At 70.5% G+C, this 24,914-nt stretch carries 21 protein-coding genes; 13 read left to right on the forward strand and 8 right to left on the reverse strand.

Features of this window, described 5'->3' with window-relative positions; translation table 11 throughout:
- Nucleotides 1-3: 3 nt before the first annotated feature.
- Genes QUV35_RS15875 through QUV35_RS15890 form a run of 4 tightly spaced genes read right to left on the reverse strand, consistent with a single transcriptional unit; the run spans nucleotide 4 to nucleotide 3,082 of the window.
- Complete coding sequence (locus QUV35_RS15875; protein WP_300876217.1) at nucleotides 4-957, reverse strand: alpha/beta hydrolase; 954 nt, start codon at nucleotides 955-957, stop codon at nucleotides 4-6.
- Nucleotides 954-2,099, reverse strand: coding sequence for a polymer-forming cytoskeletal protein (locus QUV35_RS15880; RefSeq protein WP_300876220.1), 1,146 nt, complete (start codon nucleotides 2,097-2,099; stop codon nucleotides 954-956). The genes QUV35_RS15875 and QUV35_RS15880 overlap by 4 nt, the downstream gene beginning before the upstream one ends.
- Nucleotides 2,100-2,105: 6 nt before the next feature.
- The gene (locus QUV35_RS15885; protein ID WP_300876223.1) at nucleotides 2,106-2,630 is read right to left on the reverse strand and encodes a flavodoxin; all 525 of its coding nucleotides are present in this window, start codon (nucleotides 2,628-2,630) and stop codon (nucleotides 2,106-2,108) included.
- A 26-nt stretch (nucleotides 2,631-2,656) separates the two neighbouring features.
- A complete protein-coding gene (locus tag QUV35_RS15890; RefSeq protein ID WP_300876226.1) occupies nucleotides 2,657-3,082 on the reverse strand; it encodes a universal stress protein in 426 nt (141 codons plus the stop codon).
- Between the two features lie 283 nt (nucleotides 3,083-3,365).
- Between QUV35_RS15890 and QUV35_RS15895 the strand changes: the two genes are divergently transcribed.
- Genes QUV35_RS15895 through QUV35_RS15920 form a run of 6 tightly spaced genes read left to right on the forward strand, consistent with a single transcriptional unit; the run spans nucleotide 3,366 to nucleotide 8,951 of the window.
- Complete coding sequence (locus tag QUV35_RS15895; protein ID WP_300876229.1) at nucleotides 3,366-3,833, forward strand: host attachment protein; 468 nt, start codon at nucleotides 3,366-3,368, stop codon at nucleotides 3,831-3,833.
- 4 nt (nucleotides 3,834-3,837) lie between these two features.
- The gene (gene acsA, locus QUV35_RS15900) at nucleotides 3,838-5,601 is read left to right on the forward strand and encodes an acetate--CoA ligase (RefSeq protein WP_300876232.1); all 1,764 of its coding nucleotides are present in this window, start codon (nucleotides 3,838-3,840) and stop codon (nucleotides 5,599-5,601) included.
- Entirely contained in the window at nucleotides 5,598-6,578 is a 981-nt protein-coding gene (gene pdhA / locus QUV35_RS15905; protein ID WP_300876235.1) for a pyruvate dehydrogenase (acetyl-transferring) E1 component subunit alpha, read from the forward strand. The genes acsA and pdhA overlap by 4 nt, the downstream gene beginning before the upstream one ends.
- Nucleotides 6,572-7,546 carry an alpha-ketoacid dehydrogenase subunit beta gene (locus QUV35_RS15910; RefSeq protein ID WP_300876238.1) on the forward strand — a complete coding sequence of 325 codons (975 nt, stop codon included), beginning with the start codon at nucleotides 6,572-6,574 and terminating at the stop codon, nucleotides 7,544-7,546. Before pdhA ends, QUV35_RS15910 begins: the two co-directional genes overlap by 7 nt.
- 11 nt (nucleotides 7,547-7,557) lie before the next feature.
- Nucleotides 7,558-8,712: a dihydrolipoamide acetyltransferase family protein gene (locus QUV35_RS15915; RefSeq protein WP_300876240.1), complete on the forward strand. Its 1,155-nt coding sequence runs from the start codon at nucleotides 7,558-7,560 to the stop codon at nucleotides 8,710-8,712.
- The gene (locus QUV35_RS15920; protein WP_300876242.1) at nucleotides 8,709-8,951 is read left to right on the forward strand and encodes an acyl carrier protein; all 243 of its coding nucleotides are present in this window, start codon (nucleotides 8,709-8,711) and stop codon (nucleotides 8,949-8,951) included. The genes QUV35_RS15915 and QUV35_RS15920 overlap by 4 nt, the downstream gene beginning before the upstream one ends.
- A 35-nt stretch (nucleotides 8,952-8,986) precedes the next feature.
- Here the strand turns inward: QUV35_RS15920 and QUV35_RS15925 are convergent, their stop codons facing one another.
- Both QUV35_RS15925 and QUV35_RS15930 read right to left on the reverse strand, forming a co-directional pair.
- Nucleotides 8,987-9,475, reverse strand: a complete 489-nt coding sequence (locus QUV35_RS15925) for a hypothetical protein (protein WP_300876245.1) — start codon at nucleotides 9,473-9,475, stop codon at nucleotides 8,987-8,989.
- A gap of 10 nt (nucleotides 9,476-9,485) precedes the next feature.
- A complete protein-coding gene (locus QUV35_RS15930; RefSeq protein ID WP_300876247.1) occupies nucleotides 9,486-10,283 on the reverse strand; it encodes an SDR family oxidoreductase in 798 nt (265 codons plus the stop codon).
- A gap of 185 nt (nucleotides 10,284-10,468) precedes the next feature.
- Between QUV35_RS15930 and QUV35_RS15935 the strand changes: the two genes are divergently transcribed.
- The 3 genes from QUV35_RS15935 (at nucleotide 10,469) to QUV35_RS15945 (ending at nucleotide 15,078) form a co-directional block, all read left to right on the forward strand.
- Nucleotides 10,469-10,930 (forward strand): MerR family transcriptional regulator, encoded by a 462-nt coding sequence (locus QUV35_RS15935; protein WP_300876250.1) that lies wholly within the window; start codon nucleotides 10,469-10,471, stop codon nucleotides 10,928-10,930.
- Between the two features lie 174 nt (nucleotides 10,931-11,104).
- Nucleotides 11,105-13,981, forward strand: a complete 2,877-nt coding sequence (locus QUV35_RS15940) for a cation-translocating P-type ATPase (protein WP_300876253.1) — start codon at nucleotides 11,105-11,107, stop codon at nucleotides 13,979-13,981.
- Nucleotides 13,982-14,007: 26 nt separating this feature from the next.
- Nucleotides 14,008-15,078: an acyltransferase family protein gene (locus QUV35_RS15945; RefSeq protein ID WP_300876256.1), complete on the forward strand. Its 1,071-nt coding sequence runs from the start codon at nucleotides 14,008-14,010 to the stop codon at nucleotides 15,076-15,078.
- Between the two features lie 10 nt (nucleotides 15,079-15,088).
- On the opposite strand, the gene cphA is transcribed toward QUV35_RS15945, so the two are convergent.
- Together cphA and QUV35_RS15955 are read right to left on the reverse strand one after the other, a co-directional pair.
- Nucleotides 15,089-17,689, reverse strand: coding sequence for a cyanophycin synthetase (gene cphA, locus QUV35_RS15950; protein WP_300876259.1), 2,601 nt, complete (start codon nucleotides 17,687-17,689; stop codon nucleotides 15,089-15,091).
- Between the two features lie 53 nt (nucleotides 17,690-17,742).
- Nucleotides 17,743-19,893: an ATP-grasp domain-containing protein gene (locus tag QUV35_RS15955; protein WP_300876262.1), complete on the reverse strand. Its 2,151-nt coding sequence runs from the start codon at nucleotides 19,891-19,893 to the stop codon at nucleotides 17,743-17,745.
- Between the two features lie 296 nt (nucleotides 19,894-20,189).
- Here QUV35_RS15955 and QUV35_RS15960 point away from each other — a divergent pair, with 296 nt between their 5' ends.
- From QUV35_RS15960 to QUV35_RS15975, 4 genes are all read left to right on the forward strand, one after another.
- Nucleotides 20,190-22,403: an ABC transporter ATP-binding protein gene (locus QUV35_RS15960; protein WP_300876305.1), complete on the forward strand. Its 2,214-nt coding sequence runs from the start codon at nucleotides 20,190-20,192 to the stop codon at nucleotides 22,401-22,403.
- Entirely contained in the window at nucleotides 22,400-22,888 is a 489-nt protein-coding gene (locus QUV35_RS15965) for a DUF1854 domain-containing protein (protein ID WP_300876265.1), read from the forward strand. The genes QUV35_RS15960 and QUV35_RS15965 overlap by 4 nt, the downstream gene beginning before the upstream one ends.
- A gap of 72 nt (nucleotides 22,889-22,960) precedes the next feature.
- Nucleotides 22,961-23,545, forward strand: a complete 585-nt coding sequence (locus QUV35_RS15970; RefSeq protein ID WP_300876268.1) for a TetR/AcrR family transcriptional regulator — start codon at nucleotides 22,961-22,963, stop codon at nucleotides 23,543-23,545.
- Nucleotides 23,542-24,900, forward strand: coding sequence for an MATE family efflux transporter (locus QUV35_RS15975; RefSeq protein WP_300876271.1), 1,359 nt, complete (start codon nucleotides 23,542-23,544; stop codon nucleotides 24,898-24,900). Before QUV35_RS15970 ends, QUV35_RS15975 begins: the two co-directional genes overlap by 4 nt.
- The last annotated feature ends 14 nt before the right edge of the window (nucleotides 24,901-24,914 follow it).

The following is a 24,914-nucleotide window of genomic DNA, read 5'->3' on the forward strand; positions in this document are numbered from 1 at the left end:
CGCTCAACGGGTCCACCCTGTCCTGGCCGCCACGAAGTCGGTGATTCTGTCGATCGCTCGCCCGGCCTCCGGCAAAAAGGCGGCGAGCTGGAAGGCATGGGGCACGCGGGGCCACAGCTCGACGTCCACCTCCACCCCGGCTGCGTGGGCCTTGTCGGCCACGCGCAGCGCTTCGTCGCGCAGCATTTCGGTGCTGCCGGCCTGGATGAAGAGCGGCGGGAAACCGGTGAAGTCGGCGAAGTAGGGCGAGACGTCGGGATGGCGGTAGAGCTCGGGGTTGGGCACATAGCCCTGCCTCAGGGCCATGAGACGGGGCAGGCTGATCACGGGATCGAAACCGTGGTAACTGGTGAGGCCGGGGCTGGTCAGGGTGCAGTCCACCGCGGGGGAGAGCAGCACCGCGCAGACCGGCAACGGCTCGCGGTGGCGCAGGGCCCGGTTGAGCGTGACCAGGCTCAGCGTTGCGCCGGCCGAGTCGCCCACGAAGACGGTCTGGGCAGGCGGGCAACCATGGGACTGCGCCCAGCGCCAGGCACTTTCGCAGTCGTCGGGCGCGGCCGGAAAGGGGTGCTCGGGCGCGAGCCGGTAGTCGGGAACCAGGGCACGGGCGCGCAACTGGCGGCACAGGCGCGCGGCGAACGCGGTGTGGGCATTGGGAAACCGGAAGGCAAACGAGCCACCGTGCAGATAGAACACGTGGCGCCCGGGCAGACTCTGCGGCACGCTCACCCAATGGGCAGGCACGCCGTCACAGTCCACCGGCTCGCGGTGCACGGAGGGATGCAGCGGGAAGCGCGCATCCAGGCGTTGGTATCGCTCGCGCAGCGCCGCCACGTCGGCAGGGTTGTTCAGGGCGCTGCCCGGGGTCAGGCGCAGGGCCAGGTTCAGGGCGTGAATGCGCCAACTGCCCGGGCCTTCCATGGTGGCGACCCGCAGCGCTGTTGGGCTGCCGTTCACGGTGCGCCTTCGGGCCGGCTGGCCAGTCGGCGGCGCCACTCCAGCACGCAGGCGCCCAGGCCGGCCGCCATGGTGGCCGTCACCAGCAGCGGCCCCACCACGGGCATGGCACCCAGCACCAGCAGCGCGATCACGGCCACGGCCATCCAGCCGTAAGGCACGACCGCGCCCTTGGCCTCGGACGGCCAGACATGCAAAGACAGCCAGCGCGCGGCGAACAAGGCCCCGATCAGCCAGCCCAGCAGCAGCAGCGGCGGGTACAGGGCCAGCACGAGCAGCCCCAGCGGAATGCCCAGCACGGTGAAGAAGAGCAGCAGCGCCAGCACCGGCAGCGCAAGCAGCAGCACGGCGCCCAGGCCCAGCGCGCGCCAGGGCTCGGTTTCGATGCGGTGCGCGGCCTGGCCGGCAAAACGGGAAAACACGAACAGCACCGCACCGGCCAGGGCCAGCACGCCGAGCAGACCCATGGACAGCGGCACCAGCAGCCACCACCCCGACAGGGCGGGCCAGCCGTCTTCGTGCATCGGGTGCCGCCCGCTGCGGCCCCGGCGGGTGTCCTCATCAAACAGGCTCTCGACACGCTGCAGCGGACCGGAGACCACGGCGGCCGGGTCCTGCGCGAGGGTGGAAGCGCTGTGGCGCACCCCACCCGCCACACGGGCCTGCGGTCCGAGCTCGAGCTGCCCGACGTCGGCCTGCACGCTGCCGCCCACCGGCCCGTTGAGCACCAGCCGGCGCGCGCGCACCTTGAGCGAACCGTTCACCCGGCCATCCACCCGCACATCGCCTGCGGCGAGCTCGGCGCGCCCGCCCACCTGTGCGGTGCCGGTGAGCCTGACATTCCCGCCCGCGGCCATCAGGTCGCCGCCGACCGAACTCTCCACCGAGATGTCGCCACCGGCCGCGCGCAGGTCATCGCCGACGGGGGCGCGCACGTCAACCGTGCCGCCCAGCAGCAGGGCGTCGTCGTTGACCGGGTGATCCACCACCACACGCCCTCCCGCCGCCGAGAAGTCGCCTTTCACGGTGGCGTCGGTCCGCACCGATGAGCCGAACGCCTGCACGTTGCGCTCGATCTCCACCGGCTGGGCGAAGGCTCCCGCCACGGACAGACCGAGAACCAGCAGCAGCGTGGCTTTCATGGGGTCTCAGGCGGGCGCCTGGTCCTGCATCGGTGGCAGCGAGACGGACACCGCCGGCACCCGCTTGAGTTCCAGCAGGAAGCGCCGCAGCGCCGGGTCGCGCTGGCATTGCGGCACCGCGCGCTCGGTCAGCGCCAGCCGCGCCAGCGCCGGGTGCCCGCACAGGCGCTCCAGGTCGTCCAGCACCTTGGCGTGGCCGGAGCCGCCGCAGGTGCAGAACAGCGCCACGTTGTTCAAGGCCGCGTGGTGTCGCTGCACCCAGGTTCGCACCGGGCTGGCCACGCTCCAGAACCACACGGGCGTGCCCACGATCACCAGGTCGTAGTCGCCGGGACGGTGGCGTGCGCGTTCGATGGGCGGGCGCCACCCCAGGATGGCCTCCAGGGCGCAGCGCAGATAGCCTGGCACCCCCTCGAGGTTGCGGCTGTCCTGGATGTGCTCAAGATCGGCGTGGCAGCGGGCTGCGATCTGTCGGGCGACAAATTCGGTGTGCCCGCTGCGGGAGTGATAAACCACCAGGATCCGGCTCACGACGATGTTCCTTTCAAACGGCGGGTTCACTTGACCAGCAGCACCGGCACAGGCGAGCGGTGCACCACGCCCAGGGCCACCGAGCCCAGGAACAGGCTGCCCACCGCCCCCATGCCGCGTGTGCCCAGGGCGATCTGGTCGGCACCGGTTTGACGCGCCAGTCCGACGATCTCCATGGCCACCGGGCCGCTGGTGCCGTGCACACCCACCACCGTGAGGCCCCGGGCCCGCGCCCGTTGCGCGGCCTCTTCCAGCAGCCGCTCCTGCAGCGTGCAACGGGCCAGCTCGACGTCCTGCAGCACCGAGGGCGGCAGTTCGCCGTAGTAGACCGGGTTGCTCACGTTCACCAGCACCACCTCCAGGGCACCCGCCTCGTGCGGGAGCCGGGCCACCGCTTCGATGGCGTGGTTGGCGTGTCCGGAGCCGTCAACCGCGATCAGGACCTTGAACATGGTGGTCACGCTGCCGTCAGGCAACGGTCGCGTCCGGGCATCAATCGGCCCACGGTGCCGCCCACGGGCAACCGACGTTTCAGGAAAGAAGTGTTCATGGCAGAGGGGTCCGGCAATGTCGCTGCGTGCAGCGGAGCCCCAGTCTGTGCGGTGCAGCCAACAGTCGGCTTGAGCGCGCTCAATGACGGCGCGGGTCGGCGTTCCCGCGCAGATTGAGCGAACTCAACGCCGGGTGTTCTCACGGGTCATAGATTGGATGCCCTCGAACACGGAAGGACCCGTCATGAAAAAGCAGTGGGTTGTGGTTGCCAACGGGTCCCTCGCCCGCTTCTTCGGCCGCACCGGTGCGGGCGAACCCCTGGTGGCTCTGGAGACCTTGCGTTTCCCCGAAGCCGGGTTCAATGGCCACGGGCCCGGGAGCGACTGTCCCGGCCCCGGGAGCCGCGACCACAGCGGCCAGGCCATGCATGTCGGGCCGCTGCCGGGCATGCGCAGCAAAGCGGTGCACCCGTTCGCCCTGGAACTGGCCCGGCGGCTGGAGGAAGGTGTGGTCGACGGCGAATACGAGTCGTTCTGGCTGATCGCCTGCAGCCCGCTGCTGAGCGACATCAAGCCCCATCTGAACCGGGGCGTGGCCTGCCGGCTGAAGTGGACGCACGACGCGGACCTGACCGGTCTGGACGCACCAACGCTCGATCGACGTCTGCGTGAGTTGCGCGAGCCGCGTGAGCTGGGCGTGCCTGCCCACTGAAGCCATGGCCACCACCGCTGAAACCATCCACAAGCCCCAGACGGTGCGCCCGCCCAATCTGGAGGACCACCGGCTGGCCTGCGCGGCCTTCAGCTGGGCGCAGGCGCGACGCGCGCTGGACGAGAGCCTGGAGGGCCGGCCCGGCTTCAACATGGCCACGCTGGCGGTCGACCGCCATGCCCGCAGCCCGCACGCGGCCAAGCTGGCGCTGCGCTGGCTGGGCAAGGCGGGCGCGCGGCGCGACCTGACCTATGCCGAGCTCTCGCGCCTGAGCAACCGCTTTGCCAACGTGCTCAAGGACCTGCAGGTGGACGCGGGTGACCACCTGTTCCTGCTGTGCCCCCGTCTGCCCGAGCTGTATGTGGCGATGCTCGGCGCGCTCAAGCACCAGTGCGTGGTGACGCCGCTGTTCCCGGCCTTCGGGCCCGAGCCGATCGCCACCCGCCTCACGCTGGGCCATGGCCGGGTGCTGGTCACCACCTCCTCGCTGTACCGCCGCAAGGTGCAGGCCCTGCGCGAAAGCCTGCCCGAGCTGCAGCATGTGCTGCTGATCACCGACGACGACGCGCCGCCACCGCCCGGCACGCAGGATCTGCGCGCCCTGCTGGATGCGGCCTCGCCCACCTACCAGACCCGCCCCACCGATGCGCAGAGCCCTGCGCTGCTGCACTTCACCAGCGGCACCACGGGAAAGCCCAAGGGCGCCGTGCATGTGCACGAAGCCATCGTGGCCCACGTGGCCACCGCCCGCATGGCGCTGGACCTGCAGGACGACGACGTGTACTGGTGCACCGCCGACCCGGGCTGGGTCACCGGCACGAGCTACGGCATCCTGGCGCCGCTGGCGCTGGGCGTGACGCTGATCGTGGACGAGGCCGAGTTCGACGCCGAGCGCTGGTACACCATCCTGGAGCAGCAGCGCGTGAGCGTCTGGTACACCGCGCCCACGGCGGTTCGCATGATGATGCGCAGCGGCAGTACCGCCGCGCGCTCGCACCGCTTCCCGTGCCTGCGTTTCATTGCCAGCGTGGGCGAGCCGCTCAACCCGCAAGCGGTGCGCTGGGGTCTGGAGGCTTTCGGTCTGCCGATCCACGACAACTGGTGGCAGACCGAAACCGGCGGCATCATGATCGCCAACTACCTGAGCATGGACATCAGGCCCGGCTCGATGGGCAAACCCCTGCCGGGCATCACCGCGGGCATCGTCGAGCGCAGCGACGACGGCAGCGTGCGCGAGATCACCGAGCCCGGCACCGAAGGAGAACTGGCGCTGCGCCGGGGTTGGCCCTCGATGTTCCGCGCCTACCTGGGCGAGGAGGAGCGCTACCGCCGGTGCTTTGCCGGCGACTGGTACCTCACGGGCGACCGTGCATGGCGCGACGCCGACGGCTACTACTGGTTCGTGGGCCGCAACGACGACATGATCAAGTCCGCCGGCCACCTCATCGGCCCGTTCGAGGTGGAGTCGGCCCTGATGGAGCACCCCGCCGTGCTGGAAGCCGGTGTGATCGGCAAGCCCGACCCGTTGCTGGGCGAACTCGTCAAGGCCTTCGTGGTGCTGCGCCCGGGTGCCAGGGCCAGCGACGAGGTCACGCGCGACCTGCTGGGCTTCGCGCGCGTGCGCCTGGGCGCGGCGGTGGCGCCGAAGGAGCTGGAGCTGGTGGACACGCTGCCCAAGACGCGCAGCGGCAAGATCGTGCGCCGCCTGCTGCGCGCTCGGGAACTGGGTTTGCCCGAGGGCGACACGTCCACGCTGGAGGCCGCATGACGCTGAGCGCCGACGACGCCGCCACCTGGCTGCACCAGATGCTGCGCATCCGGCGCTTCGAGGAGCGCTGCGCCGAGCTGTATGGCGCCGGCAAGATCCGGGGCTTCCTGCACCTCTACATCGGAGAGGAGGCGATCGCGGCGGCGGCCGTGCCCGAGTTGCGCGCCGACGACCACCTGCTGTGCACCTACCGTGAGCACGGCCATGCGCTGGCGCGCGGCGTGTCCATGCGATCGGTGATGGCCGAGATGTTCGGCCGGCAGGAAGGCTGCAGCCACGGACGCGGCGGCTCGATGCACCTGTTCGACGTCTCCAGGCGCTTCTTCGGCGGCAACGCCATCGTGGCCGGGGCGCTGCCGATGGCGGCAGGCTTTGCACTGGCCGACCAGCTGCTCGGCAACGACCGCGTCACGGCCTGTTTCTTTGGCGAGGGGGCCATGGCCGAGGGCGAGTTCCACGAGACCGCCAACCTCGCTGCGCTGTGGCACCTGCCGCTGCTGTTGATGTGCGAGAACAACCTCTACGCCATGGGCACGTCGCTGGCGCGCTCGGAGTCCAGCACCGACCTGTGTGCGAAGGCCCGCAGCTACAACATGGAGGCGATCGCCGTCAACGGCATGAACGTGTCCGCCGTGAGCGCGGCCGCGCGCCATGCGCTGGCCCATGCCCGGGCCCGCAAAGGCCCGGTGTTCCTGGAGTTGCGCACCTACCGCTTCCGGGCCCATTCGATGTTCGACCCCGAGCTCTACCGCAGCAAGGCCGAGGTGGACACCTGGAAGCAGCACGACCCGATCGACACGCTGATGGCGCACGCGACCTCGCTGGGCCTGAGGCTGGACCGTGCGGCGCTGGAGGCCCGCGTGCAGACCGAGATCGACGACGCGGTGGCGTTTGCCGAGGCGGGCACGCTGGAGCCGCTGCAGGACCTCACCCGGCACGTGCTGGCCGACGCCGGCGCGTCAGGCATGCCATGCTGACCAGCTACCGCGAAGCCCTGCGCCAGGGCCTGCGCCAGGCCCTGCAGGCCGACCCGCGCGTGTTCCTGATGGGCGAGGACGTGGGGCGCTACGGCGGCACCTACGCGGTGAGCAAAGGCCTGCTGGAGGAGTTCGGGGCACACCGGGTGCGCGACACGCCGCTGTCGGAGTCGGGGTTCGTGGGCTGCGGCATCGGTGCGGCCATCAACGGGATGCGCCCGATCGTGGAGGTGATGACGGTCAACTTCAGCCTGCTGGCGCTGGACCAGATCGTCAACAACGCGGCCACGCTGCGCCACATGTCGGGTGGGCAGGTGGGTGTGCCGGTGGTGCTGCGCATGACCAGTGGCGCCGGCCGGCAGCTCGCGGCCCAGCATTCCCACAGCCTGGAGGTGTGGTACGCCCATGTGCCCGGCCTGCGGGTGGTGGCACCGGCCACGGTGGAAGACGCACACGGCATGCTGCTGGCGGCCCTGCAGTGCCCGGACCCGGTGGTGATCTTCGAACACACGATGCTGCTCAACACCGAGGGCGAGCTGCCCGACCCGCGGCCCGCCGTGTCGCTGGAGGGCGCGGCGGTGCGCCGCAGCGGCACCGACCTGAGCCTCATCACCTACGGCGGCTCGCTGCCGCGCTGCCTGGTGGCGGCCTCGCAGCTGGCCAGCGAAGGCATCGAGGCCGAGGTGCTGGACCTGCGCTGCCTGCGACCGCTGGACGTGGCCGCCATCGCCGACAGCGTGCGCCGCACGCGCCGCGCGCTGGTGGTGGACGAAGGCTGGAAAACCTGCGGCCTGGCGGCCGAGATCATGGCGCTGCTGGTGGAACAGGTGTTCTATGAGCTCGACGCCCCGCCGGCGCGCGTGTGCAGCGCCGAGGTGCCCATGCCGTATGCCCGGCACCTGGAAGACGCGGCCCTGCCCAATGCCGCGCGCATCGTCGAGGCGGCGCGTGCGCTGATGGCACCGTGATCGAACTTCGCATGCCCTCCTTTGGCGCCGACATGGAAGCGGCGCGCTTCGTGCAATGGCATGTGCAGCCCGGCCAGGCGCTGCACCGGGGCGAGGTGGTGGCGGTGGTCGAGACCCAGAAGGGCGCGATCGACGTGGAGCTGTGGCACGACGGCACCATCGCCCGCCTGGTGGCAGAGCCGGGGCAGGAGATACCGGTGGGCGGGATGCTGGCCGTGCTCGCGGGTGAAGGCGAAGACTGGCAGACACTCGCCGCCGAACCGGTGACCGTGCCCACCGCGCCAACGGCAGAGGCACCACCCGCGCCGCCCGCGTCCAGCGCACCGCCAGCGCCGGCGCCCGCGGCCAGTCGGCACACCCGCGTGTCGCCGGCGGCGCGGCAGCGCGCGCAGGCGCTGGGGGTGGACATCGAGGCGCTGGCCGCACAGGCCGGCGAACGCGCGGTGACGCTGGCCGACGTGGAGCGCGCCGCAAGCAACCCCACCGCGGCACCGGCGCGCAGCACCGCCATGCGCGCGGCCATCGGCGCGGCGATGACGCGCTCGTGGCGCGAGATTCCGCACTACCACGTGGGCTGCGAGATCGTGGTGGAGGCGCCCCTGCGCGCGCTGGAGGACTTCAACCGCGAGCGCCCGGTGGCCGAGCGGGTGCTGTTCGCCGCGGTGCTGCTGCGTGCGGTGGCGCAGGCGGTGGCGCAGACACCCACGCTCAACGGCCGCTTCGAGAACGGCGGGTTCCAGCCCGCCGGGGCGGTGCACCTGGGCGTGGTCACCTCGCTGCGCGGCGGTGGCCTGGTGGTGCCCACGGTGCACGACGCCCACCGTCTTTCGCTCAGCGAGCTGATGGCCGCACTGCGTGCGGTGCTGGAGCGAGCCCGCAACGGTCAGCTGCGCAGCTCCGACCTGGCCGACTCCACGCTCAGCGTGAGCCACCTGGGCGATCTGGGCGCCGAGTCGGTTCAGGGCGTGATCTACCCGCCGCAGGTGGCACTGGTCGGCCTGGGGCGTGTGGCGCTGCGCCCGGCCGTGGTCGACGGTCAGGTGGTCGCGGCCCGCACCCTGCACGCTGTCCTGACGGGCGACCACCGGGTGAGCGACGGACTGGTGGGTTCGCGCTTTCTGGCCGCGCTGTCGGCCCGGCTGAGCACCCTGGAGACCGGATCATGAACACCCCCGAAACCCTGCGCCAGGCGGTGGCCGGCGCGTTGCGAGGCATCGCACCCGAAGCCGATATCGAGCGCATCAACCCCGAAGCCTCGCTCAGGGAGCAGCTCGACCTCGACTCGTTCGATTTCCTCAAGCTGCTCATCACGCTGCAGGAGACGGTGGGTGTGGACATTCCGGAAGCCGACTACGGTCGGGTGGACTCGCTGGATCTGCTGGTGGCGTATCTGCAGCGCGGCTGACGCCACCGCGCCGGTTCATCGCCCGGGTCCGCGCCTCACGCCGGAATCGATCGGAGGGCAGACAGATAATCCGCACCCCTGGCCTCGGCAAAGATGTCCAGCGTCAGGGTGAACGCCGCCTGCAGGACCAGGCCCACGCCGATGCCCGCTGCGAGGTCGTGGCGCTGCAGGAAGGCGATCATGCCCACGCCGACGATCAGCAGCACCATCTCGACCGCCTTGTAGATTGAAAAGTTGGCCAGCACCACCTGCATCCGGGTGGTTTCTTCCACCTTCAGCGCCGCAGGGTTCGCGGTGAGCTGTGCACTCAGGGCAGACAACTGCGTGTCGGTGCGCAGGTAGACCGAGGCGCCCACCACGATCTGCATCAGCGCGATGAGCACCAGCGGCCAGGCCATGGATTTCAGGCGGTGTCCGTTCATCCAGAGCCAGGCGCCCAGGCCGATGGCCAACAGGCCGACGGCCATGAAGATCAGGCTCTCCTGCTTCTCTGCACTGAAATAGCTGTTCATGTGGTTGATCATGTTGCGGTCCTCATGCGACGGGTTTCATCAGGGTCTTGACCACCCGGGTGGCCAGGTTGCGCGGTGTGAATCGCATGCTTTGCGCCATGGCCCAGTTCACGAAGCCGGGGATGTAGACCCGCTGCCCCCGTTGCATGGCGCGGTAGCCCAAGGCCGCCACCTGTTGCGACGTGGGCAGATGCCTGCCCTTGACCAGCGCCGATTGGCCCAGCTCGGCCTTGTCCTGAAAGCCCGAGGCGGTGGGTCCGGGACACAGCGCCGTCACGGTCACGCCGGTGCCTTCCAGTTCGCAGGCGATGGCCTCGGAGAAGCTCAGGACAAACGACTTGGTGGCGCAGTACACCGCCATGCAGGGGCCCGGCTGGAAGGCCGCCGTGGAGGCCGTGTTCAGGATCTTGCCGCGCGTGGCCAGCAGGTCGGGCAGGAAGAGCCGGGTCAGCACGACCACCGTGTTCATGTTGAGCTGCATCATGGCCAGCGCCGGCGCCAGCGCCGAGTCCTTGAACTCGCCATAGCTCCCGTAACCGGCGTTGTTGACCAGGGCGCTCAGCACGATGCCGCGCGCCTGGATGCCGGCGTGCAGCTTCGCTGCCCCATCGCTGGTCTCGAGGTCTGCGCCCATGACGATGACGGTCACCTTGAATTCCCTTTGCAGCTCATCGGCCAGGGCCTGCATCCTGGCCACGCTGCGGGCTGCGAGGATGAGCTGGTAGCCGTCCTGCGCAAAGTGACGGGCCAGCGCTTTGCCGATGCCGGACGACGCACCGGTGATGAGGGCTGTCTTGTGGGGTGCGGGATGGGTGGGCAAGTGCAATCTCCAGGAGGCTTGTGACGATGGAAGGATTGAAAGCCCGGCACCAAGGTGCCATGTCAAGCGGTTTGACGGCCGGAATGCGGGCCATGGAAAGGCCTTGACCTGGCACCGTGGTGCCGGGTTTAGGATGGAGCGGAGGTTTGTGAATCCACGCCACGTCCAACCGACACCCCCCAAGCATGAAAACCGTCATCACTGTCACGGCGTTCCCGTCTTCGCGGACCACCAGCGCCTTGTGCAAGGCGGCCAGGGTGACCCGCGGCCAGTTGCGCCTGTATGAAGAAGAGGGCCTGATCGCGCCGCAGAGCCGCACGCCAGCCGGCTACCGCCAATACGGCACCGACACGCTGGACCGGCTCAAGGCCATCCGGCACCTGAAGGAGCTCGGCTTCACGCTGGCCGACATCGCGCTGCTGCTGTCCGACCGTGATCACGGTCGGCTCGATGAACAGGCGATGGAGGGACTGGCCGCAGAGGTCCTGTCGAAGATCGACGAACGCATGGCCGGCCTGCAGGTCATTCGCAACTATGTGGCACCGGTGGCCGCGGGCGACATGAGCGTGCTGCGGGATGCAGACTGCCGCTTCGTCGTTGAATTCATGACCGCCCTGTCGGCCGGGAACACCCGGCGACGCGCCTGACACCGCGCGCGAGCACCGCGCCCGGCCAACGAACACAGGCGCATCCGTTCGGCAGCGCACGGTGCCCGGCGCCCTGGACACGACAATCGGCTGCATGACGCCCACGCTCACCCTCCCCCTGCCGCCTGCGCCGACCGACCGGCGTGCAGCCCGGGCACCAACGGGCCGGGGATCATGAAGGCGACCGGGGCACCGCCCGCGTCTGCCCCGCCTGAACCGTCGCTGATCGACATCGCCGACGTGATCGCGGCGCTGGGCACCGACGCCGACAGCGGCCTGGGCGCTGACGAGGCCGCCAGGCGCCTGCGCGCGAACGGCCCCAACGAACTGCGCGCCGTGCCGCCCGTGCCGGTCTGGCGCCGGGCTTTGGCGCAGTTGCAGGACCCCCTGGTGTACCTGCTTGGCGCAGCCGCAGCCGTGGCCCTGGCCGCCTGGTGGTTCGAGGGCCGCAGCTCGCCGGGTGTGGCGGGCTGGCCGCTCGATGCCATCGTCATCGCCTTCGTGGTCGTGCTCAACGCGGTGCTGGGCTGGTTGCAGGAGGTCAAGGCGGCGCAGGCGGTGGCGGCGCTGGCGAAGATGACCACGGCCACCTCGGCCGTGCTGCGCGACGGTGCCGTGACTCGTGTGCCCAGCGCCGAACTCGTGACGGGTGACGTGCTGGTGCTGGCCGAGGGCGATGCCGTGGGCGCCGATGCCCGCCTGAGCCAGGCCGCCGCCTTGATGCTGCTCGAAGCACCGCTGACCGGCGAGAGCGAACCGGTGCTGAAGGACACAGCCCCACTGCCCGCCGCGGTGACGCTGGGCGACCGGCTCAACATGGTGTTCAAGGGGACAGCGGTGGCGCAGGGCAGCGGGCGCGCCGTCGTCACCGCCACCGGCATGAAGACCGAGATGGGCGGGATCGCCACCTTGCTGGACACCACCCCGGACGCGCCCACGCCGCTGCAGATCGAGATCGCGCATCTGGGCAAGACGCTGGGCATCGCGGCGCTGGTGATCGCCGCGGTCGTGGTGGGCACCATCCTGCTCATCTCGGACCTCCACAGCCTGGCCGACGTCGTGACGGTGCTGCTGCTGGGCGTGTCGCTGGCGGTGGCCGCCGTGCCCGAGGGCCTGCCGGCCATCCTGTCGGTGGTGCTGGCCATGGGCGTGCGCCGCATGGCGCGCCGCCACGCCATCGTCAAGCAGCTGGCCTCGGTCGAGACGCTGGGGTCGGCGTCCGTGATCGCGTCGGACAAGACCGGCACGCTGACCCGTGGCGAGATGACGGTGCAGCGCGTGATGACCGCATCCGGGCGCAGCGACATCACCGGCGTGGGCTATGTCCCCGAGGGCCACGCCGAGACCGCGGGCGCCGAGCTGCCGGACGGCCCGCTGCGCTCCGAACTGCAGGCGGTGCTGCAGGGCGGCAGCCTGGCCGGCAATGCCCAGCTGCAGCAGGCCGAAGACGGCAGCTGGGGCATCCAGGGCGACCCGACCGAAGCGGCGTTTCTGGTCGCCGAGCGCAAGCTGGCCCCGGCGGACCCGGACACGCCCGCGCAGCCGCTGCGCCTGGAGCGCATCGGTGAAATCCCCTTCACCTCGCAGCGCAAGATGATGTCGGTGCTCGTGATCGACCCGGCCGACGGCAACGCGCATGTGCTGCTGACCAAGGGCGCGCCCGACGTGTTGCTGGCGCACTGCACCCACGCCCGCCGGGGCGAGGCCACGGTGGCGCTCGATGCCGACCTGCACGCGCAGGTGCTGGCCGATGTGGCGGCCATGACCGGTGACGCGCTGCGCACGCTGGGCGTGGCGCGACGCACGCTGGCACCCGACGCGCAGATCCCGGGCGATGCCGCCGAGGCCGCTGCGCTCGAGCAGCATCTGGAGTACCTCGGCACGGTGGGCATCATCGACCCGCCGCGCGAGGAAGCCAGCCAGGCCATTGCCCAGGCCCGCCAGGCCGGCATCCGCGTGATCATGATCACCGGCGACCACCCGCGCACGGCGGCGCGCATCGCGGCCGACCTCGGCATCGTCGATGCCGGCGCGCCGGTGCTCACCGGCATCGAGCTCGACCAGCTGGACAACGACGATGCCTTTGCCGCCGCCGCGTTGAAGACCTCGGTGTTCGCCCGCGTGGCGCCCCGGCACAAGCTGCGCATCGTGCAGGCGCTGCAAGGCAAGGGCCATGTGGTGGCCATGACGGGTGATGGCGTCAACGACGCACCGGCGCTCAAGGCCGCCGACCTCGGCGTGGCAATGGGCGTGGCGGGCACCGAGGTGAGCAAGGAAGCGGCCCGCATGATCCTGGCCGACGACCACTTCGCCACCATCGTGCTGGCCGTGCGCGAAGGCCGGGGCGTGCTCGACAACATCCGCAAGTTCCTGCGCTACCTGCTGTCGTCCAACCTGGGCGAGGTGCTCACCGTGTTTGTCGGCGTGGTCGGGGCCGGTGTCATCGGCCTGGAAGCCACGGCCACCGGATCCGGTGGTGCGGTGGTGCTGCCGCTGCTGGCCACGCAGATCCTGTGGATCAACCTGATCACCGACACCGGGCCCGCGCTGGCCATGGGCGTGGACCCGATTGCCGATGACGTCATGGACCGCAAGCCCCGTGCGCGCAACCAGCGCATCATCGACGCGCCCATGGCACTGAACGTGCTGGAGACCGGCGTCGTGATGGCAGCACTCACCCTGCTGACGCTGGACCTGTTCCTGCCCGGCGGGCTGATCGAGCCGCCGGGCAGCTGGCTGGGCACCGGTCCCCACAGCCTGGAGCTCGCGCGCACCGCCGCGTTCACCGTGCTGGTGCTCACGCAGCTGTTCAATGGTTTCAACGCACGCTCGGCGAGCCGCTCGGCGTTTCCGTCGATGTTCTCGAACCGCTGGCTGTGGGCCGCCGTGGTGGTGTCGGCGGCGCTGCAGGTGGCGGTCGTGCACCTGCCCTTCCTCAACCTGGCCTTCGGCACCGTGCCGCTCTCCGTCGGCCAGTGGGGCGTGTGTGTGGCCATGGCCAGCGGCGTGCTCTGGTTCGGCGAGGTGCGAAAGTTGCTTCGGCGGCGCTGACGGCCCAGGCCCTAGACTGCGTCACCGTGAACACCTCCGCCCAAGCCGCGTCGGCCGATGCGCGCCTGCCTTTCATTGACGCCCTCAAGGCGATCGGTTCGCAGCTCATCGTGCTGCACCACCTCGCGTTCTACGGGCCCATGTCGGACTGGACCCACCAGCTCGCCCCGGGCCTGGTGGGCTGGTTCAGCCAGCACGCGCGCATGGCGGTGCAGATCTTCCTGGTGGTCGCGGGTTTCCTGGCGGCGCGCAGCCTGGCGCCCGACGGCTCGCTGCGCACCGGGCGGCCGCTGGCCCTGCTCGGGCAGCGCTTCGTGCGCGTGAGCCTGCCGCTGATGGCCGCATTGTTGCTGGCCATGGTGTGCACCGAGGTCGCCCGCCAATGGATGACGCACGACTCGCTGCCGGCGCCACCGGGCCTGTGGCAGTTCGTGGCGCACGCCTTGCTGGTGCACAGCCTGCTGGGCGTGGATTCGCTCTCGGCCGGCGTCTGGTACGTGGCCATCGACGTGCAGCTGTTTGCGCTGCTGCTGGGCCTGCTGTGGCTGGGCCGGCGCTGGGGAGCGGCGGCGCCGCTGCTGGTGGCGGCGGTGGTGCTGGCCTCGCTGTTTCACTTCAACCGCGACAGCGCCTGGGACAACTGGGCGATCTACTTCTTTGGCGCCTACGGCCTGGGCGCGCTGGCCTTCTGGGTGAGCCGTGCGGACGCAGGCCACAGCGCGCCGGCCTGGCTGGCGGCCATGGCCCTGTTCACCGCGCTGGCGCTGGCACTCGACTGGCGCACCCGCATCGCGCTGGCGCTCGGCGTGGCGCTGGCGCTGGCCTGGGCGCACCGCAGTGGCTGGCTGTTTCGCTGGCCGCGCAGCCGCGCGCTGGCTTACCTGGGCCGCATCTCCTACGCGGTGTTCCTGCTGAATTTCCCGGTGGCGCTGGTGGTCAACGCCTGGTTCACGCGCTACGCCAGCCCCGATGCGGGTGTGCAGACACTCGGTGTGGCCGTGGCCTGGCTGGCGTGCAACCTGGCCGGCGCCGCCTTCCACCACGGGGTGGAGCAGCGGCTGCTGCGCCGGGACGGCGCAACGCCGACCAGCCGCTGAGCCTGCGGGCTCAGCCGGCGGCGACGGCGGCGGCGGCGGTGGAGCCGGCCGGGTCGCAGCGTTCGCGCAGGTAGGCCAGCGCGGCCTCCACCTGGTCGATCAGCACCAGGCACAGGTCGCCCGCCTGCAGTCGCGCCAGCGCGGTGTCGATGGCCTTGAACTCGCCCTGGATGGTGTCGACACGGCGGGTGCGGGCAGCGCCTTCGAGCCCCTGGCGCAGCAGCCCGGTCACCTCTCCCTCGGAACGGCCGCGCTGGCAGGCGTCCTCGAACAGCACGACGTCGTCGAAGGCCGCGCCCAGGATGCGGGTCTGTTCGCGGATGTCCTCGTCACGCCGGTCGCCCGCGCCGCTGATGACGACCACACGGCGGCGGGCCGGCAAGGCTTCGGCAGCGGCCACCAGGGCGCGCATGGCGTCCGGGTTGTGGCCGTAGTCGGCGATCACGGTCGCGCCGCGCAGGCTCATGAGGTTGAAGCGCCCGGGCACGCTGGCGGCATCGCTCTGGAAGCTGGCCAGGCCCTTGCGGATGCGCGCCCACGGCATGCCCAGGGCCCAGGCCGCGGCCAGGGCGGCCATGGCGTTTTCCACCTGGAAGCCGATGCGGCCTCCCATGGTCAGCGGTATGTCGGCCAGCGCCACCTCGTGCCGGCGTTCGCCCTGAATGGCCACGATGTGCGCGCCCTCCAGCCAGACCGCGCGGTGCCCCTGCGCCCGGTGCGTGGCCAGCACCGGGTGGTGGGCGTCGCTGGCGAAAAAGATCACCCGGCCGGTGCAGACCTCGGCCATGCGCACGCAGTGCGGGTCGGCTGCGTTGAGCACGCCGTAGCCGTCGGGCGCCACGTTCTGGATCACCACGCGCTTGAGCACCGCGATGTCTTCGACGGTGGTGATGTAGTTGAGGCCCAGGTGATCGCCCGAGCCGATGTTGGTGACCACCGCCACCTGGCAACGGTCGAAACCCAGGCCCTCGCGCAGCACACCGCCGCGCGCGGTCTCGAACACCGCCGCGTCCACGTCGGGATGCATGAGCACGTTGCGCGCGCTGCGCGGGCCTGCGCAGTCGCCGCTGTCGGTCTGGCGCCCGTTCACGTAAACGCCGTCGGTGTTGGTCAGGCCCACCCGCATGCCTTGTGTGTGCAGCAGGTGCGCGATCAGGCGCGCGGTGGTGGTCTTGCCATTGGTGCCGGTCACGGCCACCACCGGCACACGGCCGTTCTGGTTGGGCGGGAACAGGTGGTCGATGATGGCTTCACCCACCGCGCGGCCCTTGCCGTAGGACGGGCTCAGGTGCATGCGCAGGCCCGGCGCGGCGTTGACTTCCACGATGCCGCCACTTTGCTCCTCCAGCGGCGTCAGCACGGTCTCGCACACCACGTCCACGCCACACACGTCCAGCCCGACCATGCGGGCCGCGGCCACCGCGCGCGCGGCCACCTCGGGGTGCACGTCGTCGGTCACGTCGGTGGCGGTGCCGCCGGTGGAGAGGTTGGCGTTGTTGCGCAACACGACCCGCTCGCCCTTGTTCGGCACGGTGTCGGGCGTGTGCCCCTGGATCTGCAGGCGCGCCAGGGCGATGTCGTCGATGCGCATGCGGGTGAGCGCGGTGCCGTGGCCGTCGCCGCGCTGCGGGTCGGCGTTGACCGCGTCCACCAGCTGGGCCACGGTGTGCAGGCCGTCACCGATCACCTGCGGCGGGTCGCGCCGGGCCGCGGCCACCAGCCGGTCCCCGACGACGAGCAGGCGGTAGTCGCTGCCGGGCAGGTATTTCTCCACCATGGGCTGACCGTATTCGCTGGCCACGCGAAAGGCCATCTCGAGGTGATCGCGCGAGACGATGTTGACCGTGACGCCCTTGCCCTGGTTGCCGTCGCGCGGCTTGACCACCACCGGCAGGCCGATCTGTCCGGCCACCGCCCAGGCCTCGTCGGCGCTGTCCACCGGACGCCCCAGGGGTACCGGCACGCCGGCGGCACGCAGCAGGTTCTTGGTGAGGTCCTTGTCCTGCGCGATGCTCTCTGCCACCGCACTGGTGCTGTCCACTTCGGCGGCCCAGATGCGCCGTTGGCGTGCGCCCCAGCCGAACTGCACCAGCGAGCCCTGCGTGAGGCGGCGAAACGGAATGCCGCGGGCGACCGCTGCGCTGACGATGGCGCCGGTGGACGGACCCAGGCGCACGTCTTCGTCGATCTCGCGCAGTTGGGCGATCACCGCGTCCACGTCAAACGCCTCGTCGCGCTGACCCCGCACCAGTGCGATCAGCTGCTCGGCGGCCTTGAAGGCCGCTCGCCCCACGGGCTCCTCGGTGTACTCGACCACCACCTGAAAGGTGCCCGGCTCCACGGTTTCGGTGCAGCGCGAAAAACTCACCGGGCAGCCGGCCTGAGCCTGCAAGGCCAGCGCCACCAGTTTGAGCACATTGGCCAGTGACAGCTCGCTGGCCGGTCGGGGCCAGCGCCCGAGCTGGGGAAAGCGCTCGCGCAAGGCCGCCTCGAAACCGGGCAGGTCGCTCAGGGAGCGCTCGCCGCTTTCGCAGTGAACGATGGCTTCGATGGCGGTCTGGCGTGTCCAGAGGTTGGGACCACGCAGGGCACGGATGCGGGAGATGTCCATGGCAGGGGCGAATTCGGTTGGGGTTCGGTCGGGGACGGTTGCGGTTCGGGGGCTCAGGCGCTCGGCAGGGCGTCGAAGCGCTGCAGGCCGGCGGCCACCAGCGCCGGGCTCAGGCCGGCGGCCCAGGCGGCGGCGGCCGCGCCGCACAGGATGTGGGCCACCGCCGGGTCGGCCAGCCCCGCCAGCGGTGCGCGGGCCAGCACCTCGCCGCTGTCGATGAGGCAGACCGCCTCGTCCTGCCAGCGCACGGTGCGCGGCATCAACACACCGCCCGGCACCGGACCGCGGCCGTAGCCCAGGCACTGGCCGTCGCAATGCACGGCCAGCTCGGCCACGCCGGGTTCGTCGAGGTTGAGCACGCAGGCACCCGGCTCGAGCACCACGTCGACCTGGGTGCGCAGCACCCGCGGCATGCCCGACGCATCGAGGATGTCGTGCTGCGCCAGACCCTCCCAGCCGCCGAGGTCGGTGACCACGCCGACCAGGCAGCGGTCGTACGGCAGGCCGTGGTCCAGGATGAGCGCAGGCGTGGTCTCGACCACCAGGCCCGAAATCTCGCGGTTCATCAGCAGGCGCTGGCATTGCTCCCAGTAATCGGCGCCCGCGCGCTCGATGCGGCGGCGACCGATGTGGATGCCTTCGCTGGAGGCCAGGCCGGCCGGCGCACCGGCCAGGTCGAGCAGGAAAGCCGCGGCGCGGGCCAGCAGGGCGGTGCCCCGGGTGCCGCTCACGCCGATCAGGGGCACGCGCCCGGCCATGGGCGTGGCCGGGTCGAACAGCTGGGCCACGATGGCTTCACCCACCGGACGGGGCTGGCCGATGGCCGGGCGCAGGTGCATCAGCAGGCCGGGACCGGCATTGACCTCCACGATGGCGCCGCCCACCTCGTGCAGCGGGCGACCGATGTCCTGCGTGACCATGTCGATGCCGGCGATGTCCAGGCCCACGGCACGTGCCGCCAGGCTCGCCATGAAGGCCACCTCGGGGTGGACCTCGTCGGTGCAGTCGAAGGCCATGTTGCCGTTGCGCTGCACCAGCACCCGCTGGCCTTGTGCGGGCACGGCGTCGGCGCCGAGGCCCTGGCGCTCGAGCAGCAAGGCCATGGCCGGCTCGCGCTCCAGCCGGATGGTCTCGAGCGGAAATTCTTCTGCTTCGCCGCGCCGCGGATCGCTGTTGAGTTGCTGGTCGATCAGGGTTTTCACATCGGCCACGCCGTCACCCGTGACCCACAGGCTCTCGCCCCGGTTGGCCGCCACCACCCGCCCGCCCACCACCAGCACGCGGTGCTCGTTGCCCGCGATGTGGCGCTCGACGATGACGTCGCTGCCTTCGGCGTCGGCAATCGCGAAGGCGCGCTCGATGTCGGCCTGCGCGGCCAGTTCGAGCGAGACGCCGCGCCCGTGGTTGGCGTCGCTGGGCTTGACCACCACCGGCAAGCCGATGTCTTGCGCCACCTCCCAGGCTTCGGCCGCGCTGGCCACGACCTGGCCTTCGGGCACCGGCACGCCGCAGCCCTGCAGCAGCGACTTGGTGAGGTCCTTGTCGCTGGCGATGTTCTCGGCGATCGCGCTGGTGAGGTCGGTCTCGGCCGTCCAGATGCGCCGCTGGCGCGCACCCTGGCCGAGTTGCACCAGGTTGCCTTCGGTCAGCCTGATGTGCGGAATGCCGCGCTCGGTGGCCGCGCTCACGATCGCTGCGGTGGACGGACCGAGCCAGGTCGCATCGACCACCTGGTGCAGGGCCTTGACCGCGCCCGCCACGTCGAAGGGCTCGTTGTTCATCGCCGCTTCCAGCAGCGCGTGGCCGTGGCCCAGGGCCGCCTCGGCGGTGGCGCGGTTGCGGGCGCGAAACACCATGCGGTAGACGCCCGGCTGGCTGGTGCTGCGCGTCTGGCCAAAACCGGTGGGCATGCCCGCCAGGTTCAGCAGTTCGATCACGCAGTGCTCCAGCACATGGCCGGCCCAGGTGCCTTCGCGCAGCCGCTGCACAAAGCCGCCCACCTCGCCCACGCCGCAGTGGTGTGCATCCAGGCCCGGCAACAGGGCCAGCAGCCGGTCGGTCAGGCCTTCGATGGTGTGGGAAGGGCGCTGCTCCAGCGTCCCCAGATCCAGCCAGACCTCCATCGTCGAGCGGTAGGTCCAGATGTTGGGCCCTCCGAGGAAGCGGTGGCGAAGCACGGTCAGCGCAAAACGGTTTGAATCCATAAAACCCGGGGTTGAACGCACAAAAGCCGGGCACAGGGCCCGGCTGTCAACGGTGGACGCACGCGCTCGGGCGCCGTCCGGTGCGGGCACCTCAGGCACCCGCTCACCGCATTCTGCGCCGTCCCGGGGCCTTGCAACCGGGCCGGGCGCGACAATTTGTGGCCGGATGTCACGCCAGCAACACCGGCGACATGGCGCACAATTTCCGCTTCATGCAAACCTCCGCCGCCACCCCCCGTCCCGCCGCCAGCGGCCCCGCTTCTGCCGCCCCGGGCCCGTCGGACGTGCTGGCCCGCATGACGCTCGATCTGGACGCGCAGGGGCGCTTCGGCCGCGGCGAGCTGCTGCTCACCTCCGGCGAGCTGGTGGAGCTGCCCGCTGCCGGTGACACCCACACCTGGGCGCTGGGCAGTGCGCTGCGCCTGCAGCACACCGACCTGGCCGGCGTGGCCACGCTGGACCTGCTGGATGGCCACGGGCTGCGCCGGCGCTGGCGCTTCACGCTGGCGCAGAACCCGGCGGCGCTGCGGCTGGTGCGCCAGTTCGACCAGGCCGTGGCCCGCCTGCAGGGCGGGGCCGCACCGGTGCTGGACACCGGGCTGCGCTGCCCCTCCTGCCAGTCGCCGGTGAACCCCGACAGCGAGACCTGCGAGGTCTGCGCACGCCAGCTGGCAGAGATTCCCTCCACCTGGGTGCTGCTGCGCTTGTGGCGCTTCGCGCGGCCGTACCGCTGGCAGTTGCTGGCGGGTTTTCTGCTCACGCTGGCCTCCACCGCCGCCACGCTGGTGCCGCCCTACCTGACCATTCCGCTCATGGACGATGTGCTGATTCCGTTCCAGAACGGGCAGAGAATCGACACCGGCTACGTGGCGCTGCTGCTCTCGGGGCTGCTGGGTGCCGGGGTGGTGGCCTGGGGCCTGGGCTGGGCACGCACCTGGCTGCTGGCACTGGTGTCCGAGCGCATCGCGGCCGACCTGCGCACCAGCGCCTTCGACCACCTGCTGGGTCTCTCGCTCGACTACTTCGGCGCCAAGCGCACCGGCGACCTGATCGCGCGCATCGGCTCCGAGACCGACCGGCTTTCTGTGTTTCTCTCGCTGCACGCGCTCGATTTCGCCACCGACGTGCTGATGCTGCTCATGACCTCGGCCATCCTGTTTTCCATCAACCCCTGGCTGGCGCTGGTCACGCTGCTGCCGCTGCCTTTCATTGCCTGGATGATCCACCGCGTGCGCGACCGGCTGCGCACCGGCTTCGAGAAGATCGACCGCGTGTGGGGCGACGTGACCAACGTGCTGGCCGACACCATTCCGGGCATCCGCGTGGTCAAGGCGTTCGCCCAGGAGCGGCGCGAGTCCGGCCGTTTCCACGAGGCCAACCAGCAGAACCTGGTGGTCAACGACCGCATCAACAAGACCTGGAGCCTGTTCACCCCCACGGTGACGCTGCTCACCGACATCGGCCTGCTCGTGGTCTGGGCATTCGGCATCTGGCAGATCGCCAGGGGCGACATCACGGTCGGGGTACTCACCGCGTTCATCGCCTACATCGGTCGCTTCTACGGCCGGCTCGACTCGATGAGCCGCATCGTCTCGGTCACGCAAAAGGCCGCCGCCGGCGCCAAGCGCATCTTCGACATCCTGGACCATGTCTCCAACGTGCCGGAGCCGGCCGAGCCGGTGCAGGGCGTGCCGGTGCACGGTGGCCTGAGCATGCACGGCATCGCGTTTCGCTACGGCAACCGCTCCGTGATCCGCGACCTGAGCCTGAGCATCCGGCCCGGCGAGATGATCGGTCTGGTCGGGCACAGCGGCTCGGGCAAGAGCACGCTGGTCAACCTGATCTGCCGCTTCCACGACGTGAGCGAAGGCCGCATCGAGCTCGACGGCACCGACATCCGCAGCTTCCGCGTGGCCGACTACCGCCGCCACATCGGCCTGGTGCTGCAGGAGCCGTTCCTGTTCTTCGGCACCATCGCCGACAACATCGCCTATGGCAAGCCCGGCGCCACACGCGACGAGGTGGTGGCGGCCGCGCGCGCCGCCCATGCGCACGACTTCATCCTGCGGCTGACGCACGGCTACGACTCGCTGGTGGGCGAGCGCGGCCAGGGACTCTCGGGCGGCGAGCGCCAGCGCATCAGCATCGCGCGTGCGCTGCTGATCGACCCGCGCATCCTGATCCTCGACGAAGCCACCTCGGCGGTGGACACCGAGACCGAGAAGGAGATCCAGAAGGCGCTGGACAACCTGGTGCAGGGCCGCACGACGATCGCGATCGCGCACCGCCTGTCCACGCTGCGCAAGGCCGACCGGCTGGTGGTGATGGACCGGGGCGAGGTGGTGGAGGTCGGTCCGCACGACGAGTTGATGGCGCGCCAGGGCCACTACTGGCGCCTGCACGAAGCGCAGGCGCGCCAGGCCGCCGCCGAAGACCCCGACCACATCGACAACGCCCTGGCGCACCACCTGCCCCAGCCGTCGGCGCACACCGGCAACCTGCAGCCATGAACACCTCCACCCAGGCCGAAGCCGACTTCCACCTGCACTGCGACGACCAGGGACGCTGGGTGTGCCAGCGGGCCGATGGGGAGCCGCAGGTCGGCGTGCAGGTGGTGCGTGCCTTTCCGCTGAGCGCACCGCGGGAGGCGATTTCCATCATCGGACCGGACGGGCACGAGCTGGTGTTCGTGGGCCGGCTCGATGCGCTCGATGGGCGCCAGCGGACCGCACTCGAGCAGGCGCTCATGGAGCGCGAGTTCTCGCCCGTGGTCTTGCGCATCCGCGAGGTGAGCACCTTCGCCACACCGAGCACCTGGCAGGTCGACACCGACCGCGGACCCACCGAGCTGGTGCTCAAGGTGGAAGAAGACATCCGCCGCCTGCCGGGCCAGCGCCGCCTGCTGATCACCAGCGCCCACGGCGTGGTGTTCGACATCCCCGACCGCAACGCGCTGGACCGCGCCTCGCGCCGTTTCCTCGAACGTTTTCTCTGACCTCGGAACCGCACCGGTGCTGCACGGGTCGACAGATATGACGATCGTCATATCTGGCATTACACTGCCGGCATGGAAACCGGACCTGGCCGCAAAGCCCTGACCCACGAGCGCATTCTGGAGACGGCCGCGCGCGCGATCCGCCGCGCGGGTTTTCAGGGGGTCGGTGTGGCCGACATCATGAAAGAGGCGGGGCTGACGCACGGCGGCTTTTACGCCCACTTCGCCTCACGCGACGCCCTGCTGGTGGAAGCCCTGGAGCACGCCGGAAGGCAAAGCGCGCAGCGGCTGGACAAGGGCGGAATGCTGCGGCAGGCGCGCGGCGCCAGCGCGTTTCGCGCCCTGGTCGAGAGCTACCTGTCGGACCGCCACCTGGCCGATACCGAAGGCGGTTGTGCGGTGGCGGCACTGGTGTCGGAAGCGCCGCGCCAGGCGCCCGAGGTGAGGGCCGCAGCCGCGCTGCGAGTGCGCGGCCTGCTGGATCGGGTGCGCGACTCGCTGCCGGAACATGCCGCTGCAGACGCAGCCACCTCGATCGCCAGCCAGATGGTGGGCGCGCTGCAGCTCGCGCGCGTGCTGGGCAACAACACCGAAGGCCGCGCGCTGCTCGCCGCCAACCGCAACGCCCTGCTGGCGCAACACGAAGGTTTGGTTTGACCGCTTCCCACGCGCAGGTCCGCCTGCAACAGATGCTGCATGCGCCACTGCTGCCCACCCTCGTGCGCCTGGCCACGCCCAACGTCATGGGCCTGTTCGCCATGACCATCGTGATCGGCTACGACGGCTACATCCTCGGGCGGCTCGGCGCGGACGCACTGGCCGGCATCGCGCTGGTGTTTCCGCTGTCCATGCTGATGGTGCAGATGTCGGCCGGTGGCATCGGTGGGGCCACCACCGCCGCCGTGGCGCGCGCGCTGGGCGCTGGCCGCGCCGGGGACGCCAGCCGCCTGGCGCAACAGGCCCTGCTGATTGCCCTGCTGATGGCCGCGCTGTTCATGCTGGCGTTGCTGGGTGTCGGGCGCGGCATCTTCAGCAGCATGGGCGGCCGGGGCGCGGCGCTGGAGGCGGCACTGGCGTATTCGAACGTGCTGTTCAGCGGCGCGGTGGTCATCTGGTTCACCAACGTGCTGGCCGCCGTGGTGCGCGGCGCGGGCAACATGCTGCTGCCCTCGGTGCTGATGCTGGGCACGGCGGTGCTGCACCTGGTGTTGTGTCCGCTGCTGGTGTTCGGCTGGGGACCGGTGCCCGCGCTGGGCGTGGCCGGCGCGGCGGTGAGCACGCTGGTGGTCAACGGCGCCTCTGCCCTGGTGATGCTGGCCCACCTGCTGCGCCGCGACGGCGCCGTGCAGCTGCAGCACTCACCCTGGCGGCTGCACGGGCCCTCGCTGCGCGACATCCTGCGCGTGGGCCTGCCGGCATCGTTGAGCCCGGTGATCAGCAATGCGTCCATCGCGGTGGCCACCGCGTTCGTCGGCAGCTTCGGCACCGCTGCCCTGGCGGGCTACGGTGTGGCCGCGCGGCTCGAGTACATCCTGGTGCCGATCGCTTTCGGTTTCGGCACGGCGCTGACCGCGATGGTGGCGACCAACATGGGTGCCGGGCAATCGGCGCGTGCGGTGCGCGTGGCCTGGGTGGGTGGTGCGGTGGTGGCAGCCATCACCGGTGCCATCGGCGTGGTCACAGCGATGGCACCGGCGCTGTGGATGAACCTCTTCACCACCGATGCCGAGGTGCTGGGCTTCGGCGGACGCTACCTCAACATCGTGGGTGGCTGCTACGCCTTCTTCGGTCTCGGCCTGGCGCTGTTTTTTGCGTCGCAGGGCGCGGGCCGCATGTTCTGGCCCCTGGCCGGCAGCATGGCGCGGCTGGTGATCCTGGTGTTGGGTGGCTGGTTGTGCGTTCACGTGTTCCAGACCTCGGCCACAGGCCTCTTTGCCGTCGTCGCACTCAGCCTGGTGGTGTACGGCTCCACCATCGCCATCGCCATCCGGCTGGGCAGCTGGACCCGATGAAAACCCCCTCAAAC

It is taken from the genome of Hydrogenophaga sp., assembly GCF_030373225.1.
GTDB lineage: Bacteria > Pseudomonadota > Gammaproteobacteria > Burkholderiales > Burkholderiaceae_C > Hydrogenophaga.

Coding starts and splice junctions, on each gene's coding strand:
- QUV35_RS15880 (WP_300876220.1), bottom strand. CDS start 2,099: ATGAAAGCCACGCTGCTGCTGGTTCTCGGTCTGTCCGTGGCGGGAGCC.
- QUV35_RS15890 (WP_300876226.1), bottom strand. CDS start 3,082: ATGTTCAAGGTCCTGATCGCGGTTGACGGCTCCGGACACGCCAACCAC.
- QUV35_RS15895 (WP_300876229.1), top strand. CDS start 3,366: ATGAAAAAGCAGTGGGTTGTGGTTGCCAACGGGTCCCTCGCCCGCTTC.
- acsA (WP_300876232.1), top strand. CDS start 3,838: ATGGCCACCACCGCTGAAACCATCCACAAGCCCCAGACGGTGCGCCCG.
- pdhA (WP_300876235.1), top strand. CDS start 5,598: ATGACGCTGAGCGCCGACGACGCCGCCACCTGGCTGCACCAGATGCTG.
- QUV35_RS15910 (WP_300876238.1), top strand. CDS start 6,572: ATGCTGACCAGCTACCGCGAAGCCCTGCGCCAGGGCCTGCGCCAGGCC.
- QUV35_RS15915 (WP_300876240.1), top strand. CDS start 7,558: ATGCCCTCCTTTGGCGCCGACATGGAAGCGGCGCGCTTCGTGCAATGG.
- QUV35_RS15920 (WP_300876242.1), top strand. CDS start 8,709: ATGAACACCCCCGAAACCCTGCGCCAGGCGGTGGCCGGCGCGTTGCGA.
- QUV35_RS15925 (WP_300876245.1), bottom strand. CDS start 9,475: ATGATCAACCACATGAACAGCTATTTCAGTGCAGAGAAGCAGGAGAGC.
- QUV35_RS15935 (WP_300876250.1), top strand. CDS start 10,469: ATGAAAACCGTCATCACTGTCACGGCGTTCCCGTCTTCGCGGACCACC.
- QUV35_RS15940 (WP_300876253.1), top strand. CDS start 11,105: ATGAAGGCGACCGGGGCACCGCCCGCGTCTGCCCCGCCTGAACCGTCG.
- cphA (WP_300876259.1), bottom strand. CDS start 17,689: ATGGACATCTCCCGCATCCGTGCCCTGCGTGGTCCCAACCTCTGGACA.
- QUV35_RS15955 (WP_300876262.1), bottom strand. CDS start 19,893: ATGGATTCAAACCGTTTTGCGCTGACCGTGCTTCGCCACCGCTTCCTC.
- QUV35_RS15960 (WP_300876305.1), top strand. CDS start 20,190: ATGACGCTCGATCTGGACGCGCAGGGGCGCTTCGGCCGCGGCGAGCTG.
- QUV35_RS15965 (WP_300876265.1), top strand. CDS start 22,400: ATGAACACCTCCACCCAGGCCGAAGCCGACTTCCACCTGCACTGCGAC.
- QUV35_RS15970 (WP_300876268.1), top strand. CDS start 22,961: ATGGAAACCGGACCTGGCCGCAAAGCCCTGACCCACGAGCGCATTCTG.